This is a genomic window from Sphingomonas sp. LR55, from assembly GCF_036856015.1.
Taxonomy (GTDB): Bacteria; Pseudomonadota; Alphaproteobacteria; order Sphingomonadales; family Sphingomonadaceae; genus Sphingomonas.
Genome location: NZ_JASPFO010000001.1, coordinates 455,057 through 475,501 on the forward strand (window position 1 = coordinate 455,057; position 20,445 = coordinate 475,501).

Consider the following 20,445-nt stretch of genomic DNA (forward strand, 5'->3'; position numbering starts at 1 on the left):
CGGAGCGTGTAGGGCACCATCACGATGATTGGCACCGTCATGCTCCTGCTCGTTCTCGCCATCGGATGGTTTGCAGGCGGACGCATGGCGTCCGGCCTGCGCCGCCTGGGTTGGTCGCGGGGACTAGCGATCGGTGTCGGCGGGTCGCTGCTCGCCGTCGTGATTCTCGCGGTGTTCTGGACGACCGCGTTCTACTTCGTGTCAAAGCCGCCGGGTCCGCATGAGACGGACGCCGGCGCCATGGCCTTTGCGGCATTTTTCATCGTGGGTGGCGCAATCGCCGCATCCGCCTGGATCGGCGGCATGGTCGGCGCGATCCTGGCGGTGCGACGTTAGGCGTCGAGCGGTCGAAACGCCGATGACGTAATCTCATAGGCAGGTTGCCCCGCCACACCGGCATCGAACGTAAACACATCGCCCGCGAGCGGCTGTCGCGCGCGATCTTCGTCGCTCAATCCCTTGGACGCGGTCGTGACATAGGCGGTGCGGCCGTCGGGGCCGCCGATCGCGATCTTGGTGATGTTGGAGACGGGCAGGCGGATCTCGGCGACCTGCGTGCCATCGGGGGCATAGCGCCGCACGCACCAGCCGCCGTAGAACGACACCCACACATGCCCCTCGGCATCGACGATCGGGCCGTCGGGATACCCCTGTGTCGCGACGTCGACCGCTGCGAAGACGCGCGTGTCGAGCAGGCTGCCGTCGTCGCCGATCGTGCAGGCGTGGATCGTGCCGGCCAGTGTGTCGCAGTGATAGAGCGTCGTGCCGTCGGGCGAGACCGCGGGGCCGTTGGTGATGACGATCCCGTCGACCGCCGGCGCGACGCCGTCCGCATCCGCGCGGTAGATCAGCCCCGATGCGGTACTCTCACCATCGTCCATCGACCCGAACCAGAGCCGTCCCGCGGCATCGACGGTCGAATCGTTGAGCCGGTTACCCGGTGCATCGGGCTCCACCACGTGGAGATGCGTGAAGCTGCCATCGGCCGGATCGAAGCGGTGGAGCCCGGTCTGCAAACCGGCCAGCATGCCGCCATCTGCCATCGGCTGAACCCAGCCGACCTGCGCGGGGGCGGTCCATGTCCGGTGATCGCCGGTCGCGGGGTCGAAGCGGTGAACCCGGTGCTGCTTGATATCGACGAACCATAGGGCATCGTCGAGCCACAACGGCCCTTCGCCGAGCGTCGCACCGACACCCAGGACGCGTTCCACGCCGCCACTCACGCCACCGGTCACCGCCATCCTGCATCCACCCAATAATTATGTCCGGTGCACATACGCGCATCGTCCGACGCAAGAAACAGCGCCATCGCGGCGATATCAGACGGTTGGATGCGGCCATCGAGACACTGCGCCTCGACGATCTCCGCCTCGCCCTCGGGGGTGTACCATTTTTCCTGACGCGGGGTCTGGACGTTGCCCGGCACGATCGCGTTGACGCGGATATTGTCGCGGCCGAGATCGCGCGCGAGGCTGCGGGTCATGCCCTCGATCGCGGCCTTGGCGGTCTGGTAGAGGATCAGTTCCTTGAGCGCGAGATGCCAGCTGATCGACCCGAAATTGACGATCGCGCCGCCACCCGCAGCCTTCATCGACGGCACGACAGCCTGTGCCGCGAAGAACACGTGGCGCAGGTTGACGTTCATCCGCTGGTCCCAATAATCCGCGGTGACTTCGCCGACGGTGTGGCGATCGTCGTTGGCGGCGTTGTTGAGCAGGATGTCGACGCCGCCGAGCTCGTCGATCATCGCCGTGAACGTCGTGTTCAACGCATCCAGATCGGTCAGGTCGAGCGGGTGGAAGCTCGGCGCATACTCCGCGCTCTCGGTCAGCCGCTCGATCAGCGCGCGGCTGTCATCCTGCGCGACGTCGACGAACGCGACCTTGGCGCCCTGTGCGACGAACGCCTCGACGAGCCCTGCACCAATGCCCGATCCGCCGCCGGTGACGATGACGCGCTTGTTGCGGAGCGAGGGGTAGACGGCGCCTTCGTGGCGGCCGGCGGTTTTCTGAAGCACGCTGTTCTCCGAATAGGTCATGCCGACAACAGCCCGCGTGCGGCGAGGTTGCGCATGAGCGCCACCAACCCGAACGTCCAGGGCGGTGCGGCCTTCGAGGTGGTGACGGTGTTGATCAGCCGGCCAAGGCCAGGCGTCGCGATCGACACGGTATCGCCGGGCTTGTGCGTGAAGCCGCGGCCGGCATCGTCGCGATCCTTGGTCGGCGCGAACAACGTGCCCAGGAACAGCACGAAGCCATCGGGATATTGATGCTCGCTGAGCGCCTGGCGGACCAGTTCCTCGGGATCTCGGCTGATCTGGCTCATCGAGCTGGCGCCGTCGAGGACATAGCCGTCGGTGCCCTCGATCCGCAGCGCGACTTCGGCGGTGCGCACGTGATCCATCGTGAAGCTCTCGTCGAACAACCGGACGAACGCGCCGAGCGAGCAGGATGCGTTATTGTCCTTCGCCTTGCCGAGCAGCAGTGCCGAGCGCCCCTCGAAATCGCGCAGATTGACGTCGTTGCCGATCGTCGCGCCGACCGCGCGGCCATCGGGCGCGACCAGCAGCACGATCTCGGGCTCGGGGTTGTTCCAGGTCGAGTCCGAGCGCACGCCGATCTGCGCGCCCCAGCCGACCGTCGACAGCGACGGCGCCTTGGTGAAGATCTCCGCATCGGGGCCGATCGCGACCTCGAGATATTGCGACCACAGGCCTTCCTCGATCAGCGCGGTCTTCAGCGCCGCCGCCTCGGGCGTGCCGGGGACGACGCGCGCGAGCCCGCCGCCGATCCGCTCCTCGAGCCGGGCACGCACCGCGGTCGCGGCCCCCGCATCGCCGCGCGCCTGTTCCTCGATCACGCGTTCCAGCGCGGAGACGGCGAAGGTGACGCCCGCCGCCTTGACGCACTGGAAGTCGATCGGGCTGAGCAACCACGGAAGGGTCTCAGCGGACAGCCCGAGCGTATCGAGATCGCCGATCGCCTCGCCCGCGCTCTCGTCGAGCAGGTCGCGCGCGACGAGTTCCGCCACCGTCGGCGCGACCTTGCTCATGTCGAACACGATGCCGCCTGCGACGATGACGGGGGTGGGCCCGTCGCCGCGGTCGATCCGGCCGATCCAGCGCCCCTCGCGCCAATCGGGTCCAAGGGCGTCGAGGGTATCGAAAGCGAATGTCACGGCAACGTCTCCGGCAAGTCTGTATCGGCAAAGGATGGGCGGAAGGGGATCAGGTGGGAATGATGCGCGACCCGCGAGCATCGGACGAAGGTCGCGCCGTGCGCGCCGCTCGATCGCCAACGTCGCGCATCGGATGCGGTAGCGGTACCATTAGCGAGGTCCATCCAGGCTTTGCAAGCGGGCAACCGATGGGCGGGCCAGATCGGTCATCGTGGCAGCGCGCTCGTCGATGCGGCGGTGAAATCTGCCGAACGCGTGGGAGCGCCGGTGTCGGGCTGGCCGCCGCCGACGCTGACCCGGTAGCGTCCGGCGCTCACCTGGCGCGCGCCGTCGGGCGTCACGCTGCTCAGGTCGCGGGGCGACAGGGCGAACGTCACGGGCTTGCTCTCGCCAGGTGCGAGCGTGACGCGGCGATAGCCCCGTAGCGCGATCCGTGGCGTGCCTGGCTGGTCGGGGAAGTTCAGATACAGCTGGACGACCTCGTCGCCCGACCGCTTGCCGGTATTGCGAACGATGGTCGTGACGCTCAGCCCATGCTCGGCACCGCCGGGTGCGGGGGCAAGGCGGAGCGGTGCATAGCCGAACGTCGTGTAGCTGAGCCCGTGACCGAACGGATAGACCGGCGTGCCCGCATAATAGCGATAGGTGCGCCCAGTCATCGCGTAATCGTCGAACGCGGGCAGCGCGGCGACGTCGCCGTAGAAGGTGACGGGGAGGCGCCCGGCGGGATTGGTCGTGCCGACCAGCGTCTCGGCGACCGCGCGGCCGCCCGACTGGCCCGGATACCAGGCCTCGACGATCGCAGCGGCATTGGCCTTGGCCCAGCGCAGGTCGATCGCGCTGCCGTTCATCGCGATGACGATCAGCGGCTTGCCGGCGCGCTTGGCCTGTTCGAGCAACGCGACCTGGTCGGCGGGCAGCGCCAGAGACGTGCGATCGCCGCCTGCGAATCCGTCGACCTTGACTGGCATCTCCTCGCCTTCGAGATCGGAGGTCAATCCGACCACCGCGATCACCACGTCGGCGTCGGCGATCCCCGCGGCCAGATCGCGCTCGGGCGTCCGGGTGATGCGTTTCCAGACCAATCCGGGAATGCCCGACCCGCTCGACTCGGCTTCGAGCCGCAGCGGATAGCGCTCGCCCTTGACCAGGTCGACGTCGCTCAGGTGGAGCGGTTCGGCCCAGCGCGATGCGGTGGCGGCGGCGACGCTGCGATTACCACCAAGCGTGATCGCGCCCGTCACGCCGGTCAGCGCGATCCGGTACGTGCCGGTTTCGGGGGCGACCAGCGCGCCCGTCCAGACGATCTTGTGGCGCTCGCCGACGGTGCTCAATTGCCCGGCTTCGGACCGGACGTTGCGCTCCGTGCGGGTCGCGATCGCTTTGGTGTCGTAGGTTGCCTTGGCCGGACCGTTGCCCGCCGAAGCGCGCGTTGAAATAGTCGGCGCGCAGGCCTGGCTGGCCATCGGGTGTGACGAAGGCCGTGTCGGGGACCGGGTCGCCATCGGTGATCGACGCGGTGAAGGGGACCAGGGTCACCTGTTCCGGCGGCATCACCTGTCGCAAGCCCGCGTCGATCGAGATCGGCGGGGCGCTCTGCGACGACGAGTAATTGCCGCGCAGCACGCGTGTCGCATCTGCGAGCGGACCGATCAGCGTGATCCGCGTGCCGGGCTTGAGCGGCAGGATGCCGTCGTTCTTGAGCAGCACGAGGCTCTCGGCCGCGATACGCTGCGCCAGCGCGCGGTGCTCGGCGGTGTCGATCGCCGCGACCGGGGTCGGCGTGCGCGCCATTGTCCCGTGCGCGAGATCGCCGTTGCGATAGCGCGCGGAGAACAGTCGGACGAGCGCGCGATCGATGTCGGCCTGCGCGATCAGCCCGCGGGACAGTGCCTCCTGGTAGCGCGCGCCGAGGTTCGGCGTTCCCGACAGCGTCGCGCCGTTGCACTCATTGTCGACGCCTGCTTTCAGTGCGACCGCGACGCCTGCCGCCGGGTCCGCGGCGTATTTGTGATGCTCGGAGATGTCGACGACCGCATCGCAATCGGACACGACATAGCCGCGAAACCCCCATGCGCCGCGTAAGTGGTCCTTGAGCAGCAGGTCGCTGCCGCACGCCGGCTGGCCGTCGACGCGGTTGTACGCGCACATGATCGAGCCCGCCTTGCCTTCGACGATCGCGGCGCGGAACGCGGGCAGATACGTGTCCTCGAGGTCGTGTGGCGAGGCGATCACGTTGGCGCTGTGGCGCGTCGATTCGGGGCCGCTGTGCACCGCGAAATGCTTTGGCGTGGCGATCACGTCGGGCAAAGCCGGGTTCGGCCCCTGCATGCCCTCGATGAATGCGACGCCGAGCGTGGCGGTCAGATACGGATCCTCGCCATAGGTTTCCTGCCCGCGGCCCCAGCGCGGATCGCGGAAGATGTTGATGTTGGGCGACCAGGTGTCGAGCCCGGTGCCGATCTTCCCCAGCCGCCCGGTCGTGCGGCCGAGCGTGTGGAGCGCGCGCACCTCGGTGCTGATCGCGGCTGCGACGGATTTCAGCAACGGCGCGTCGAAGCTTGCGGCGAGTCCGATCGGCTCGGGGAAATTGGTGGTCGGCACCGGCCCGAGCGCACCGTGGAGCGACTCCGTCCACCAGTTATACGCCGGGATGCCGAGCCGCGGGATCGCGGGCGCGACGTTGAGCAACTGCGCGATCTTCTCGTCGATCGTCAGCCTCGCGACCAGCGCTGCCGCTGCGCGATCGGCGTCGGCTTCCACGGCGGTCGGCGCGATCGTCGGGGCAGGGGCCTGCGCGACGATCGGCCCGGTTGATGCCAGGATTGCCGCGAGCGCCACGCCACCGCGCCACAAAATTGGATATGCACGCATGGCGGTTCTCTTTCGTGTCACGTCAGGAAAGCGGGATCTCGAACGGTCCGACCGGCAGTTGCGCGTCGTCGGCGAGGTTTACGACCGGGCTGTCCGCCCAGGCGTAGCGGACGCGGACGACTGGCTTGCCGTCTGACGCTAGCGTTACGCGGTCGCCCTGGACGAGGCCGTCGGCGTAGCGGCAACTCCCGGCCGCGGGGCCGCAGAGTTCGAAGCCGATCGCGGTGCGCGATGCTTGCGCGTGGAGCGATCCGGTCACCCCGGTGAAGCGCAGTGTCACGCCGCCATCGGCTGTGCGGTTGGCGGTGGCGATGCTCGGGCCTACCGGCTCGCGTCCGGCATAGGCCAGCGGGCGGAGGACGCGCGCGAGTCGCTGGCCGACCGCATGCTTCTCGCCCGGATGGATGTCGAGCGGATCGCCGAGATCTATCGTCACCGCGACGCCGGCATGACCATCGCGCGCGGCCATCAGCCGCTGTGCCTCGCGGACGTCGGCCCAGCCGCTCTCGCCCGGCGCGATCGGCGGCGCGCCGTAATTGGCGAGCTGCGCGATCGCCAGCGAAATCGTCGGCTTGCCGAACTGCTGCCGCCAGCCACGGGTCATCGCCGCGAGCCGGGTCTCGTATCCGGGCAAGCCGGTGTCGGACTCGCCCTGATACCAGGCGATCCCGGCGAGGGCGGTCGGCCCGAGCGGCGCGATCATGCCGTTGTACAGCGTCCCCGCGCCGTTGATGTCGTCCCAGGGCGAGCGTGGCGCGTTGCCCGGCACGCGCTTGGCGATCGCATAGCGCCAGCCGTCGCCGATCGGCACGTGGGTGCCGTCGGCCAGCGTCAGCATCATCGCGTCCGCCGGACCGGTCATCCCGCCATAGGCATAGACGTCGTCGTCGTTGACGGTGATGACGTTGCGCCCCGGCTTCAGCGCGCCCGCCGGCAGCGTATAGACGCGCGCGCGCGCCGCGTTGCTGTTGCCGCCGACGCCGATCCCGTTGACCCAGGTACGGTCCGCATCGTCGACCACGCCGATCGCCAGCGTCGCTGCACCGCGTGCCTGCGCCGCGGTCAGCGTCACGACGCGCTGATACCACACCATGCCGTTATAGTCGGCGAGCGCGGGCACGCCCCATTGCTCGAAATTGCCGATCTTCGGCACCGGCTTCCAGTCGAGCGCGGCGTCGGGCTGCCACGGTTCGCGACCCAGCGCATCGCCGGTACCGCGTCGCCACCAATCCTCCCAGATCGTCGACGCGCCGCGCTCCGCCGCGACTGGATTTGTCGCATGCAGCGCGAGCAAGTCCGCCTCGCGCGCCATCCCGGCGGACCGCAGGGCGGCGTCGCCCATCCACGCGCTGATCCGCGATCCGCCCCAGCTGGAATGGATCGCCCCGATCGGCACGCCTTCGCTCCGCCGCAAGGCCTGCACCATGTAGAAGCACGCTGCCGAGAAGCTCGGAACGGTGTCGGCGCCCGCTGCTGTCCACTTCGGCCTCGCCGCAAACCGCGTAAGCGGTGTCTCGCTGCTCGCCTTGGCGATCGTCACGAGGCGCAACTTATCGTCGAGCGGCGGATGCGCATCGGGGATCAGGTCCTGCGCGGCGTTGACCGGCAGCTCCATGTTGCTCTGCCCCGAACACAGGAACACGTCGCCGATCAGCAGGTCACGCACCGTCGCGACGCCCGTGCTACCGGCAATTTTCAGATCGTAGGGGCCGCCTGCGGGCAGCGATTTCAGGCGCAGCTCGAACCGGCCATCGCGATCCGCCTTCACCGTCGAGGTGCGCCCCGCAAGCCGGGCCGTGACCGATGTGCCCGGTTCACTCGTGCCACGCAGCACGATCGGCTGGTCCCGCTGGATAACGGCGTGGTCGCCGATCAGTCCATCGAGGCTAGGGGCGATCTGCGTCTCTTCCGCCATCGCCGCCGCGCCGAGTTGCGTTGCGCCGAGCGGTACGGCGATCCCGAGCAAGGCAGCAGGCAGGGCGTTCGACGGACGGATCTTCATACGTGTGCTACTTCGCTGCGAGGAACGGGATCGGGCATGCTGCACGGCGCAGGCTGCTGGCTTAGCGCCACGAGCCCGCGCAGCCGGCCGGAGATCGCACTCGGACCGTATATTTTTGCGGAGTTTTTGAACGGCACACCGAGAGCCATCCCGATCGGACGGGCCGCCATGCCGGTGCAATCGACGAACAGTGTGTTCGCGATCTCGGTGGCATCGACCACGCTATCGATATCGTTAGCCGACGCAGCTGTGATCGCTAATCGGTAAGCCACTGTCTTCACCCTCTCCCTGCGTTCGTGACGCCTCTCCGCTGCGACTGTCGATCAGGCAGAGAGCGTGAAGCGGTCCATTTTTTTACGTCACACCGGGCATCGTCCGACGTCACCGCATGGTATCGCTCACACGTCGATTTATACGCGGACAAAGATCGCCAGCAACTCTTTTCTTGCACCCGCGAACCTGCCATCTTGTGCATCGTCCAGATCCCAGACGAGCGGTCAGCGCGACTGTCGGGGATCGGTGCCAAGGGCTGCGAACGACGGCAGATAATGCTGCGAATGCGGGCGTCGGGAGAGGGGGCGTGAAGCATGGGAATGACTGACCGCAGCCATGCAGGCCAACCTGCGGTTGACCCGATCGGGCGGCTCCGTTGCATATCGAGCATGTGAGATCAGTGGCGGGATATCGCCCGCCGATCTCGGGTGGCAGATGCCTTTGCGAGGAGCAGCGAAGCCGGTCCGCGAAGGCTCCGTGTCTGTTAGCGATATCAGCATCCTGCCACATCCGGGATAGAGGTCTGATGCCATCACGTCGCGCCGAGATGCGCCCGGCCTCCACCGCCGTCCGACACGATGGCGGGACTTATTGACCAACGGGCGTACGGCCGCGTTCCACCTTGCCGTCGCAATCGTTTCTTCGGGAGATTTGCAATGCCGAACTGTGCCAAGTCCGACACGTCGCGTCGCCGCTGGACCTCCGCACTCGGTGTGCTGTTGGCATCGACGCTGGTAGCAGGTTCTGCGACGGCCGACCCGCTCGCCCCGACCGGTCGCTGGAGCGCGAATGAACAGGGGCAGGCCGCGGTGCCGCCGATGGGCTGGAACAGCTGGAACGCGTTCAACAGCGGGATCGACGAGGAGAAGATCCTGGCGTCCGCACAGGCGCTGGTCGATACTGGGCTGTCGGCGATGGGGTATCGCTACGTCAATATCGACGACGGCTGGTGGCTCAAACGGCGCGCCTCGGACGGACGCATGGTCATCCGGACCGCGCAATTCCCGTCGGCACGCGCGTCGGCCACATCGGGACAGGGCGCGGACACTACCAGTTTTCGCCCGCTGACCGACCGACTCCATGCCCTGGGTCTGAAAGCCGGGATCTATTCGGACATCGGGCGCAACAGTTGCGGTCAGATCTACACCGCGCAGTTCGACAACCAGCCGGTTGGAACCGTCGCCGAACGGGAGGTCGGGCTTTACGGCCATGTCGACCAGGACATCCGCCTCTTCTTCACCGACTGGGGGTTCGATCTGATCAAGGTCGATGGTTGCGGCGTACGCGGGTTGCCTGCGGATCACCCGCGCGTCCGGTCGGGACTGTACCGCGCGTTTCCACCGATCATCGATATGCAATCGCTCGGCCGGACCAACGTCGCCGCAGTCCGCGCGCTCTACACATCGGTTGGCGCGGCGCTCCGCCGCGAACGTCCGCGGGGCGACTATTTGCTCTCGCTGTGTCTCTGGGGATCTGCCGATGTTCGCGCATGGGGCAAGGATCTCGGCAATATCTCGCGAACCAGCGACGACATCACGCCGCACTGGACGCGGATGCTGACCAACTTCGATACCGCGGCCAAGCGCGAACTCTATGCACATCCGGGATCGTGGAACGATGCCGATATGCTGTTCGTGGGCACCGGCGAGTTCGATGCGCAGCACATGACCGAAGCGAAATCGCATTTTGCGCTGTGGGCGATGATCAATTCGCCGCTCGTGATCGGCTACGACCTGCGTAGGCTCACGCCGTCCCTGCTCGCGATATTCGGAAACCGCGACATCATCGCGCTGAACCAGGATCCGGCGGGCAACCAGGCGGTGATCGCCTATGACAGCGACGACGTGCAGTTTCTCGTGAAGACGCTCGCCGACGGCAGCAAGGGCGTCGCGCTGTTCAACCGCGACGCAGCCCCGGTCGACGTCGTCCTGCATGCCGGGCAGCTGAAGTTCGCGACGACGTGCCGGTGACGCTGGTCGACCTGTGGAGCAAGACGACCACAAGGTTCACCGGCGAGCAGCGCTTCACGCTGGCGCCGCACCAGACGCTGGTGTTTCGCGCGCAGGGTGCGCGGCGGCTTGGTGGGGGGATGTATGTGTCCGAGCAGCCCGGTCGCGTGAATCCTGCGGTCGACGGCGTCGATACGCCGCGAGCGGACCCGACGATCCATCATTCGGTCACCGCATGGTCGGGCACGAAGGGGCCGGGCGAGCATGTCCAATATGGCGGTTGGGGCGGCTCGCGGGCGGACCGGGCGGTATACGGCCAAGTGTTGCGTGTCGCCGGGAAGGACTATGACACGGGGTTGGGGGTGCTCGCGGGGTCACGGTTGGAGGTGCGCAACGCCGGGTTCCGCCGGTTTGCCGCCGAGGTCGGTATCGACGATGCCGGGCTGGCGGCAGGCGGGCCGATGCGCTTCGCGGTCTATGGTGACGGCAAGCTGCTCGCGACCTCGCCGCCGATCGACTTTGGCGATCCGGCAACCGTGCTGGAGGCCGACGTTTCCGGCGTGAAGATCGTCGAACTCGTCACGCGATCGAGCGGGCCGGGCGACGCCCTGCCACCGCGTCCGGCGGTCTGGGCGAATGCAAGGCTGCTACGATGACCGGATGATGATTGTCGCCGATCGTCGCCTTCCCAGCGGGGGACGCGACGGATTTCGGTAGCGGGAGGAGGCGGTGCGGTCGCTCTGCAACCGCCGGCTTGGATAACTGCGGTCGTGCCAATCATGCTGTTCCGGGAGTGCTGGTTCGAGCGGCAGCGATCTAGCGCATAGCCTTTTGGTCGTAATCGTCGGAAGCGATCGACTTCCAGCGGGCAAAACCGGGATCGCCGAACGCTCGGTTCGAGCACTTCTGACTCGCAGACGATATTTGTCCGGGATTCTCTTTCATCGCTTCGACGACACCTTGAGCCTCTGCAAGTCTCTCCCGCTTAATCTTCGAGAAATACCACGTCTGAAGCACATACAGCCCCTTTTTGGCGACAGGGGTGGCGCCAAACTCATCGGCATTTTGCTCCAAAATCCGGATCATGACGGCGCAGTGTAGATCATCGGACGGGTTGATCGCCGAAGCCCCAGCGGCCGTACAGCCCGCCAAGCCGAGCAGCGTTGCTCCCAAATACGCCTTGTTCATAGCGGCTCCCGATCGATCGATGCCGCGGGATAACGCGTGAGCGGTAAAGGCTTGGTTGCTCGGCAACCGTAATCGTCCCGCTTTGACTATGACGGGATCGACAGGACGGCTGATGGTCAAATCGTCGGGGAAGGCGGGCGCGCACCGCGGGGTGCGCGCCGGTTTGGCTAGAAGCGAACGCCTACACCGCCCAGAACATTCTGACGCGAGGTATGATTATGGAAGTTTGCGTATTTATACTCTGCGCTAACGTAGAAATTGCGGACCAGTGAATATTCGATACCGCCGCCAACCTGATACCCGTCCGTGCCGTGGCGAGTTTTGAAGGCTGTCCCGCCAGCCGGATCCCCGGTGAACGTCTTGCGCTGGCTGTCGCTGACGTACCCGGCCTTCCCGAAGATCAGCAAAGCCGGCGTTGCCAGATAACCCGCCCGGACCGCGGCGCCGACTTCGCGTCGCGAACGTGTGCAGACTTCCCCTCCCAGGACGCCGGCCGCGCAGCTTTTACCCTGCGTATCCAGATAGCTGGCCTCAGGGCCGATGACGATCTTGTCGCCGATGATCCCATCCCAGCCACCAGCGACGCCGTAGACGAAGCGGTCGTCGTGATTACCATGAGCTTGAAGGCGATCGACGCCAGCTTTCGCTTCAATGCGAAAGCCGCGAAACGTCGTGGACTGAGCATAGGCCGAAGACCCGCACATAATCAGTGCGATAGCACCTAAATATACTGTGTATTTGCGCATCAAGTCGTCCTTAATATTGTGTCGAATCGGATAAAATCATTCCTTTTGAAATGAAGATATGATGATTCGGAATTAGTTTCGACGAGATTGCTAACGTATATTCATAGTGAATGTAATGTACCATTTTTATGACTGTTGTATTCGTTATCGGCATGGTAGACGTGCGGTATATTAGTTCGGGGCTATGATAGCCCTGTGCGCCGGTTTGTGCTTTGTAGGTGGCATAACTGGCGACTGCGCGATGCTACATGCAAAATTGTTCAGCGCGGATGCTTCATGAGGCGCGCTTGCATGACGCTGCAATCCGGTTACCCGGGACCCTGTTCACGATGTTGATCGCAGCATTGCTGCCTGTGCCCGGGCGAATAGGCAGCGTTACCGGGCGGTGGGAGTGTTTCCACGCCGCCCGCGAGACGGGGCGCTAGACGAGTGCGCGGCGGCGGCCCGTCATCGGCGACCATCGAGCGCAAAAGCGTCGATGTCGAGATAGCCGCCACGGCCGGCAGGATTGTAGCAGAACAGGCTGAACTGCTGGCCCTGGAACGTGCCCGTGCGCCAGTCGAATGCAAGCGGGAAGGGCGTGCCGAGCGGCGTGAAGGTCGTGCCATCGATGCTGTACGCCACCATGCCGGTGTTGCGGACGAAATCCATCTCGGTCCGCAGTGTCAGATGCGTCGTGTCGATCGTGATGGCCGGGCTTTCGCGAATGGCGTGCTGGATCGTCGTCTTCGCCGGGCCTGCCCGATCTTCGATGATCTGCATCGACAGCGTCAGGCGACCGTTCGCATCGCGGCCCAGGGCGACGCCGCCGCTATATTTGCCGAAGACACCCGCTCCGCATCGGTCGCCGCGCGCGATGTGCGTAGCGTCGATCGTGATCGTCGCCCGGCTCGACGGCGCCTGTCCCTTTTGAAGAAGCGTGTTGCGTGCTGTCCAGATCGAGCTGCCGGGGGCGGCGTGCAAGCGCAGGAAGCCGGGGCGCTCGGTCAGCGACCATCGATTGGGGAGCGGGTTGTGGTTCCATTGCCATTGCAGGCCGAGCGTCGGCTGCGCGAAGTCGTCGGCGGCGGCGGGAGTTTCGATAGGCATGCCCTGGATCGGCTTGCGGGCGATCGCGGGCACGCGGTTCGGCGCCGCGGGGGTTCCCCAGATCGGCCAGCCATCGCGCCAGTGGATCGGGCTGATGCTGGTGGTGCGGCCGACCGCGCCCGCGTCGATCATAACGAAGCCATAGTCGCTGCCGTCGGGCAGATCGACGATCGCGCCCTGATGCCCGCCGGTCGTGTCGTCGATCTGGTTGCGCGTCTCCCATGGTCCTGCCAGCGCAGTGGCGCGCGAAACCGTCAACCCGAGCCGCTGCGGTATCGCATTGAACAGGTAGTAATGATTGCCGCGTCGGACGAGCTTCGATCCCTCGGCGCCCTTGATGTAGTGGATCACGCGTCGGGCGGTGATCCTTCGCAGCGTCGGGTCGAGGCTCAGGAGCGTCTCGGTCCCGTCGGCACTGCTTGCGGTCGCGATATAGGCCGTCCCGTCAGCATCGAAGAACAACCCCGGATCGAAGGCGGACTCGCTCAGCCGGTTCATCGTCCATGGACCAGCGACGTCTTTAGCGCGGTAGATCCGCGTCGGCTCGCCGACCGGCGTTACCGCAACGTAGAACACGCCGTCGTGGTGGCGCAGGCTCGGCGCGAAGATGCCGTGGCGATAGGCGCCACCAGTCTTCAGGTCGTATTCCGGGCGCCCGGTCAGCGTCGCGACGACGTGCGACGCGAACCGCCAGTTGACGAGATCCTTCGACGTCAGGATCGTCAGCCCCGGCGCATTGGCGAAGGTGCTGGTGATGAAATAGAAATCGCCGCCGACGCGGATAATGTCAGGGTCGGGATAGTCGGCGTTCAGCGGCGGGTTGGCGTAGGTGCCGTCGCCTCGGTCGGATTGCCACGCCTGCGCTGCCACCACCGAGGCCGATCCGAGCAACGCGATCGCGAGCAAGCCGGTGCCCAAGCCGCGCATCCTCACCGCGTCCCGGCGGCGGGGTCATAGACATAAGGGCCGACGATCGTTCCGACGAACCCACCCGCGCGCGGTGGTCAGCAGGTTCGCATCGAACTTCGACTTCAGCGTGCGGCGACCAGCCCGGGTCTGGTAATCGAACGTCATCTCACCGGCATCGGCACGGATCGTCAACGTGACCGGTCCCGAAAGGTCCACCGGTGCAGCGGCGACGAGCGTATCGGATTGTGCTTTGTCGCGGGCATACAGCGCGACGACGGGTTTGCCGGCAATCCGCGTCAGGCCGAAGAACAGGAACGAGATCGTCGTTCTGCACCGCGGCAAGCCCGGCTCGTGCACCATCGGTCCCCGGCACGAACGTCACGCGCGTCGTGATCGTCGCGACGTGATGCTGTTGCCGGCGTCCGAGAAACGCCGGCACGCCCTGCCGATCGCCCAGCGCGGCCCGCGAGTGCAGCGTCAGTCCGCCAGTACCAAGCGTATAGAACGGCGTGGCCGGCGTGCGGATGCCGATCCATTGCATCGCCAGGCCCTTGCCGCGGAACGTATCGCTATAGCCGAAATCGCCGGTGACGGGCGTCGTCGGACGTGGTTGTACGGGCAGCTTCGGCTTGGCGGCGGCGAACGGGATCGGGGTCTTCGGCGCGAGAATGTGCGGCCAGCCATTGGACCAGGTGACGGGCAACAGGAACGTCTCGCGGCCGATCGCATAGCGCTCGGGCGCATAAGGACGCGTCGCGAGGAACGTCGCCCACCAGTCGCCATTCTGCGTCTGGACGAACTTGGCATGCCCGGCCGACGTCACCGGGTTCGGTCGATCGGCGGCGAGCCCGCGCTGCGTCAGGATCGGATTGCCGACATAGGGAGCGAACGGTCCGGTCAGGCTTTTCGACCGGAACACGACCTCGGAATGATTGTCGCCGGTGCCACCTTCGGCCGCGATCAGATAATAGAAGCCGTCGTGCTTGATGAGGTGGGGGCCCTCGATCCAGACCGGCTTGGTCGCGAGATCGACGCCGCCATTGACGATCTGCGTGCTCGGCCCGACCATCTTGCCCGCGCGCCAGTCATATTCCTGCACCCAGATCGCGCGGTGCCCGTCATAGCGCGGCGGCTCGTTCGGCGCGCGATTGTTGACGATATAGGCCTTGTCGCCTTCCCAGTAGAGCGACGGATCGATCCCCTCGAACGCCAGCCAGATCGGGTCGGACCACGGCCCCGCCGGGTCCTTCGCGGTAATCACGAAATTGCCTTTGCACGCGACGCAGGTGTTGACGATGTAGAAGACGTTCGCGTGCCAGGAGATGTCGGGCGCGAAGACGCCTTGCGACACGGCGCGCCCGGTGAAATCGAGCTGGCTCGGGCGGGAGATCGCGTTGCCGATCTGGACCCAGCTGACCAGATCCTTCGAGCGAAAGATCGGCAGGCCCGGAAAATGCGCGAAGCTCGAATTGACGAGGTAATAGTCGTCGCCGACACGCGTAACCGAGGGATCGGGGTAATAGCCCGACAGGATAGGATTGCGGTACGCGTTCGGGGCCACCACGACGCGTTCCTGCGACCGGCCGTCATAGCTGAAGCGGTCGAAGCGCGCAGTTTGCGCGGCTGCCGCCTGAGCCACAACCAGTGCTGATAGCGTCGTCACGAGGCGCGGTATGGATCGAATCATCGGAGCTCCTGGTCTGAACGGATCCGTACCGCGCGGGTGACCTCAGTGATTGTCGCGCGGCAGGCCCATGGTCTGTGCGATGCGCTGATATTTCTCGGCGCCTTCGAGGATCGCACCCGTCTCCATCTGGCCGACGGTAGCCCGCTGGATTTCCTGCCACGGCGTCTGCGATCGGGGATAGGCATAGCCGCCGGCCTCGGTCAGTGCGGCACGGCGCTCGGCGAGCTCCTCGTCCGAAATCAGCACGTTGGCCGATCCCTTGGCGAGATCGATGCGGACGCGGTCGCCGGTGCGGATCAGCGCGAGGCCGCCCATCGCCGCGGCTTCGGGAGACGCGTTGAGGATCGAGGGCGAACCCGAGGTGCCCGACTGCCGCCCGTCGCCGATGCAGGGAAGGGCATGGACGCCTTCGCGGATCAGATAGGCGGGCGGACGCATGTTGACGACCTCGGCGGCACCCGGATAGCCGATCGGGCCGGCACCACGCATGAACAACAACGTGTCGGTGGTGATGCCGAGCGAGGGGTCGTCGATCCGGTGATGGTAATCCTCGGGACCGTCGAACACGACCGCGGGGCCTTCGAACGCCTCGGGATCGGCGGGGTTCGAGAGATAGCGCTCGCGGAACTCCGGCGAGATCACACTGGTCTTCATGATCGCCGAGTCGAACAGATTGCCGCGCAACACGATGAAGCCGGCATCCTGGAGCAACGGCGTCGCGAACGGGCGGATGACGCGCTCGTCCTCAATCGTCGCGGTCCGGCAATTGTCGCCGATCGACTTGCCGTTCGCGGTCATCGCGTCTTCGTGGATGAGGCCCTGCTTCATCAGTTCGGCGACCACCGCGGGGACGCCGCCGGCATGGTAATAATCCTCGCCGAGATACTCGCCGGCGGGCTGGAGATTGACCATCAGCGGCACCTTGTGGCCGTGCGTCTGCCAGTCGTCGATCGGCAGGTCGACGCCGATGTGGCGTGCGATCGCGGCCAAGTGGATCGGCGCGTTGGTCGAACCGCCGATCGCCGAATTGACGACGATCGCGTTGTGGAACGCTTCCTTGGTCAGGATGTCGCTGGGCTTGAGATCCTCGGCGACCATGTCGACGATGCGCTTGCCGGTGCGATAGGCGACCTCCTGGCGGTCGCGGTACGGCGCGGGGATCGCGGCCGAGCCGGGCAGCTGCATGCCGAGCGCCTCAGCGAGGCTGTTCATCGTCGTCGCGGTGCCCATCGTGTTGCAGTAACCGGTCGACGGCGCCGACGACGCGACGAGCTTGATGAAGCCCTCGTCGTCGATCGCGCCGGTCGCGAGCAGCTCGCGCGCCTTCCACACGATCGTCCCCGAGCCGGTCCGCTCGCCCTTGTGCCAGCCGTTGAGCATCGGGCCCACCGACAGCGCGATCGCCGGGATGTTGACGGTCGCCGCGGCCATCAGGCAGGCCGGCGTGGTCTTGTCGCAGCCGATCGTCAGCACGACGCCGTCGAGCGGATAGCCGTAGAGCACCTCGACCAGCGCCAGATAGGCGAGGTTGCGGTCGAGCCCGGCGGTCGGGCGCTTGCCGGTTTCCTGGATCGGATGGACCGGGAATTCGAGCGCGATGCCGCCGGCTTCACGGATGCCTTCGCGCAGGCGTTCGGCGAGCACGAGGTGGTGGCGGTTGCAGGGGGACAGGTCGCTGCCGGTCTGCGCGATGCCGATGATCGGCTTGCCCGAGCGCAGTTCCTCCAGGCTCAGCCCGAAGTTCAGATAGCGCTCGAGATAGAGCGCGGTCATGTCGATGTTCTCGGGGTTGTCGAACCACGCGCGGCTTCGGAGCGGCTGGGGAAGCTTAGGCATGTCAGTCATCGGAGAGCTTTCTGGAGATCGACTATCAGCGCGCGACGGAGAGGCGGTAGATCATCGCATGGTGATAGGGTTTGCCTGGGTCGACGCGGGCGGAAATGAAACTGGGCTTGTTCGGCGCATCCGGGAATTTCTGTGGTTCGAGTGCGATGCCGTCTCCCATGCGGTACAGATGGCCCTTCTTGCCGACGAACGTGCCGTCGAGGAAATTGCCGGTATAGAACTGCACGCCGGGTTCGGTCGTGAGCACGTCGAGGACTCTTCCGGACACGGGATCCTCCAGCCTTGCGGCCAGTTCGGGTTTAGTCGTCAGGCCCTTGTCGAGCGCGAAATTGTGGTCGTAGCCATGGCCGTAGCGGATCTGCTGGTCTCGGCCGTCGCGAATACCCTCGCCGACGATCCGGCCGCTGCGGAAGTCGAACACCGTACCTTGGACGGGTTGCAGCGCGCCGGTCAGGAATCAGTTTATCGTCGACGGGCGTGATCGCCTTGGCGGGGATTGTCAGCCGGTGGCCGTTCGCGCCCATCGTCGAGCCCTCGCCGCCGAGATCGAAGATCGCGTGGTTGGTCATGTTGACGATCGTCGGCGCGTCGGTCTTCGCGTCATACGCAATGCCGAGGTTGCCGGCTTCGTCGAGCGTGTAGGTGACGGTGACGTCGAGGTTGCCCGGATAGCCCGACTCGCCGTCGGGACTGCGATGACCGAGCACGAGCGTCGCGGTCGGTCCGCTCTTTATCGACACGACCGTCCACGCGACCTTGTCGAAGCCCTTGCCGCCGCCATGCAGCGAGTTGACCTTGTCGTTGAGCGGTAACTGGTAGGTCTTGCCGTCGAGCGTGAAGCGGCCACCGGCGATGCGGTTGGCGTAGCGCCCGACCGTCACACCGAAGAAATTGGGATGGTCGATATAGGAGGCGAGGTCATCGTAGCCGAGCACGACATCGGCGATCTTGCCGGCGCGGTCGGGCCCCATCAACGATTGGAGCGTCGCGCCATAGGACAGGATCTTCGCGGAAACGCCGTGCGCGTTGCTGAGCGTCACCGCCTCGATCGCGGTGCCGTCCTTCAGCGTTCCGGCGGGCGAGCGCTTCGCCTCTGCCGCGTCGGCTGCGTGCGCCGAAAGCGCTGCCAGCAAGGTTGCCACGATGATCCCCGTCTTCCTGATTGCACGCATTCCGGTTCCCATCCTGATCGCCGACGCCGTTGACGCGCCTTGTTCGGCTATATAGTCAGACAATATATTTCTGGGCAAGCCGTGCGGGAAAAGACTGTTCCAGTCACCGACATGGCGCGGAGGATGAACGAATATGGCCATGCCGATACAGCCGACACAGACGCAGACCGGCGCTGCACCCGTCACCGCGACGGGCAGCCCCAGTTACCGCTCCGCGCTGACCCTGCTCGCCAGCCTGTTCTTCATGTGGGGCTTCATCACCGTCATCAACAACACGCTGCTGCCGCACCTGCGCAGCGTGTTCGACCTCAGCTATACGCAGACCACGCTGATCGAGAGCGTGTGGTTCATCGCTTATTTCTTCGCCTCGATCCCGTCCGCCAAGCTGATCGAGCAGAGTCGGCTATCAACGCGCGATGGTGTTCGGGCTCGGCCTGATGGCGGTCGGCGCGCTGATGATGGTGCCCGCCGCGCGGCTGCCAAGCTACGGCGTCACGTTGTTTGCGCTGTTCGTAATCGCCAGCGGCATCACCTTGCTGCAGGTCGCGGCCAATCCCTACGTCGCGGTCGTCGGTCCGCCGGAAACCGCATCGTCGCGGCTCAATCTGGTGCAGGCGTTCAACTCGGCTGGGGCGACGCTTGCCCCCTTGTTCGGCGGCTATCTGATCCTGGGTCGCTCGACCTCGGGCACCGCGGTTGCCGGATCGACCGCGGTGCTGACGCCGGCCGAGCGGCTTGCCGATGCACAGTCGGTGGTGTTGCCGTACCTGATCGTTGCAGGCGTGCTGGTGGTTCTCGCGATCGTGATCGCGCGTTTCCCGCTGCCGGCGATGGGGACCGCGACGCAGCGGTCGGCGAAGGCCGACCGCAAGGGCCTGTCGCTTTGGTCGCACCGCAACCTCGTGCTCGGCATCCCGGCGATCTTCATCTACCTGATCGCCGAGATCGGCGTCGCCAATCTCTTCATCAACTTCGTGAGCCAGCCGCAGATCGGCAATTTGACGCATGAACAGGCCTCGCACTATCTGTTCATCCTGTGGGGCGGGATGATGGTCGGTCGGCTGATCGGCAGCGTCGTGATGCGCACAATTCCCGCCGAGCGTGTGCTGGCGGTGGCGAGCATCGGCGCGTTCGTCGTCATGCTGATCGCGACCTTCACCACCGGACACGTCGCGATGTGGGCGCTGATCTCGGTCGGGCTGTTCCACTCGATCATGTTCCCGACGATCTTCACGCTCGGCATCCGCGGCCTGGGACCGCTGACCGAGGAAGGGTCGGGGCTGCTGATCATGGCGATCGCCGGCGGTGCGCTGGTGATCGTCCAGGGCTGGCTCGCCGATACCTACGGGTTGCAGATTTCGTTCCTGCTGACCGCGGCCTGCGAACTCTACATCCTGTTTTACGCGGTGTGGGGCTCACGCGTGACCGACGCGCTGCCCGATCCCGTCACCGTTCACTGATCTACCAGGGGATGCGGCGAACGCTTCAATGCGTGATTGCCGTGTCTCCGGATGCTCGGAGTAATCGTTCTAGC

12 protein-coding genes and 4 pseudogenes are annotated in these 20,445 nt (G+C 65.8%); 4 read left to right on the forward strand and 12 right to left on the reverse strand.

Translation table 11 applies throughout. The features are described from left to right. Positions 1 to 39 precede the first annotated feature (39 nt). Positions 40 to 336 (forward strand): hypothetical protein, encoded by a 297-nt coding sequence (locus QP181_RS02225; protein WP_333927414.1) that lies wholly within the window; start codon positions 40 to 42, stop codon positions 334 to 336. Here the strand turns inward: QP181_RS02225 and QP181_RS02230 are convergent. The 6 genes and pseudogenes from QP181_RS02230 to QP181_RS02260 form a co-directional block, all read right to left on the reverse strand. Beyond that, positions 333 to 1,241, reverse strand: a complete 909-nt coding sequence (locus QP181_RS02230) for an SMP-30/gluconolactonase/LRE family protein (RefSeq protein WP_333927416.1) — start codon at positions 1,239 to 1,241, stop codon at positions 333 to 335. The two genes, QP181_RS02225 and QP181_RS02230, sit on opposite strands and share 4 nt — an antisense overlap. Continuing rightward, positions 1,232 to 2,038: a D-xylose 1-dehydrogenase gene (gene xylB, locus QP181_RS02235; RefSeq protein WP_333927417.1), complete on the reverse strand. Its 807-nt coding sequence runs from the start codon at positions 2,036 to 2,038 to the stop codon at positions 1,232 to 1,234. Before xylB ends, QP181_RS02230 begins: the two co-directional genes overlap by 10 nt. Beyond that, on the reverse strand, positions 2,035 to 3,177 hold the full coding sequence (locus QP181_RS02240) for a fumarylacetoacetate hydrolase family protein (protein WP_333927418.1): 1,143 nt from the start codon (positions 3,175 to 3,177) through the stop codon (positions 2,035 to 2,037). The genes xylB and QP181_RS02240 overlap by 4 nt, the downstream gene beginning before the upstream one ends. Before the next feature lie 206 nt (positions 3,178 to 3,383). Beyond that, a pseudogene (locus QP181_RS19860) lies at positions 3,384 to 6,051 on the reverse strand (glycoside hydrolase family 3 C-terminal domain-containing protein). A 22-nt stretch (positions 6,052 to 6,073) separates the two neighbouring features. After that, positions 6,074 to 8,053, reverse strand: a complete 1,980-nt coding sequence (locus tag QP181_RS02255; protein ID WP_333927421.1) for a sialate O-acetylesterase — start codon at positions 8,051 to 8,053, stop codon at positions 6,074 to 6,076. Continuing rightward, entirely contained in the window at positions 8,050 to 8,274 is a 225-nt protein-coding gene (locus QP181_RS02260) for a hypothetical protein (protein WP_333927422.1), read from the reverse strand. The genes QP181_RS02255 and QP181_RS02260 overlap by 4 nt, the downstream gene beginning before the upstream one ends. Before the next feature lie 708 nt (positions 8,275 to 8,982). Here QP181_RS02260 and QP181_RS02265 point away from each other — a divergent pair. Continuing rightward, positions 8,983 to 10,296 carry a glycoside hydrolase family 27 protein gene (locus QP181_RS02265; protein ID WP_333927423.1) on the forward strand — a complete coding sequence of 438 codons (1,314 nt, stop codon included), beginning with the start codon at positions 8,983 to 8,985 and terminating at the stop codon, positions 10,294 to 10,296. Then, positions 10,293 to 10,931, forward strand: a complete 639-nt coding sequence (locus tag QP181_RS02270; protein WP_333927424.1) for an NPCBM/NEW2 domain-containing protein — start codon at positions 10,293 to 10,295, stop codon at positions 10,929 to 10,931. The genes QP181_RS02265 and QP181_RS02270 overlap by 4 nt, the downstream gene beginning before the upstream one ends. A 160-nt stretch (positions 10,932 to 11,091) precedes the next feature. Here the strand turns inward: QP181_RS02270 and QP181_RS02275 are convergent, their stop codons facing one another. The 6 genes and pseudogenes from QP181_RS02275 to QP181_RS02300 form a co-directional block, all read right to left on the reverse strand. Then, positions 11,092 to 11,463, reverse strand: coding sequence for a hypothetical protein (locus tag QP181_RS02275; RefSeq protein ID WP_333927426.1), 372 nt, complete (start codon positions 11,461 to 11,463; stop codon positions 11,092 to 11,094). Between the two features lie 167 nt (positions 11,464 to 11,630). Beyond that, complete coding sequence (locus QP181_RS02280; RefSeq protein ID WP_333927428.1) at positions 11,631 to 12,209, reverse strand: outer membrane protein; 579 nt, start codon at positions 12,207 to 12,209, stop codon at positions 11,631 to 11,633. Between the two features lie 447 nt (positions 12,210 to 12,656). Further along, positions 12,657 to 14,225, reverse strand: a complete 1,569-nt coding sequence (locus tag QP181_RS02285) for a glycoside hydrolase family 43 protein (protein WP_333927429.1) — start codon at positions 14,223 to 14,225, stop codon at positions 12,657 to 12,659. Between the two features lie 2 nt (positions 14,226 to 14,227). Beyond that, positions 14,228 to 15,894, reverse strand: a pseudogene (locus QP181_RS02290) (glycoside hydrolase family 43 protein). A 42-nt stretch (positions 15,895 to 15,936) separates the two neighbouring features. After that, positions 15,937 to 17,730: an IlvD/Edd family dehydratase gene (locus QP181_RS02295; protein WP_333927430.1), complete on the reverse strand. Its 1,794-nt coding sequence runs from the start codon at positions 17,728 to 17,730 to the stop codon at positions 15,937 to 15,939. Positions 17,731 to 17,764: 34 nt separating this feature from the next. Then, positions 17,765 to 18,911, reverse strand: a pseudogene (locus QP181_RS02300) (aldose epimerase family protein). A 133-nt stretch (positions 18,912 to 19,044) separates the two neighbouring features. Between QP181_RS02300 and QP181_RS02305 the strand changes: the two are divergent. After that, positions 19,045 to 20,371: pseudogene (locus tag QP181_RS02305) on the forward strand (sugar MFS transporter). Positions 20,372 to 20,445: the final 74 nt, after the last annotated feature.

Coding starts and splice junctions, on each gene's coding strand:
- QP181_RS02265 (WP_333927423.1), top strand. CDS start 8,983: ATGCCGAACTGTGCCAAGTCCGACACGTCGCGTCGCCGCTGGACCTCC.
- QP181_RS02225 (WP_333927414.1), top strand. CDS start 40: ATGCTCCTGCTCGTTCTCGCCATCGGATGGTTTGCAGGCGGACGCATG.
- QP181_RS02295 (WP_333927430.1), bottom strand. CDS start 17,730: ATGCCTAAGCTTCCCCAGCCGCTCCGAAGCCGCGCGTGGTTCGACAAC.
- xylB (WP_333927417.1), bottom strand. CDS start 2,038: ATGACCTATTCGGAGAACAGCGTGCTTCAGAAAACCGCCGGCCGCCAC.
- QP181_RS02280 (WP_333927428.1), bottom strand. CDS start 12,209: ATGCGCAAATACACAGTATATTTAGGTGCTATCGCACTGATTATGTGC.
- QP181_RS02285 (WP_333927429.1), bottom strand. CDS start 14,225: ATGCGCGGCTTGGGCACCGGCTTGCTCGCGATCGCGTTGCTCGGATCG.
- QP181_RS02230 (WP_333927416.1), bottom strand. CDS start 1,241: ATGGCGGTGACCGGTGGCGTGAGTGGCGGCGTGGAACGCGTCCTGGGT.
- QP181_RS02255 (WP_333927421.1), bottom strand. CDS start 8,053: ATGAAGATCCGTCCGTCGAACGCCCTGCCTGCTGCCTTGCTCGGGATC.
- QP181_RS02275 (WP_333927426.1), bottom strand. CDS start 11,463: ATGAACAAGGCGTATTTGGGAGCAACGCTGCTCGGCTTGGCGGGCTGT.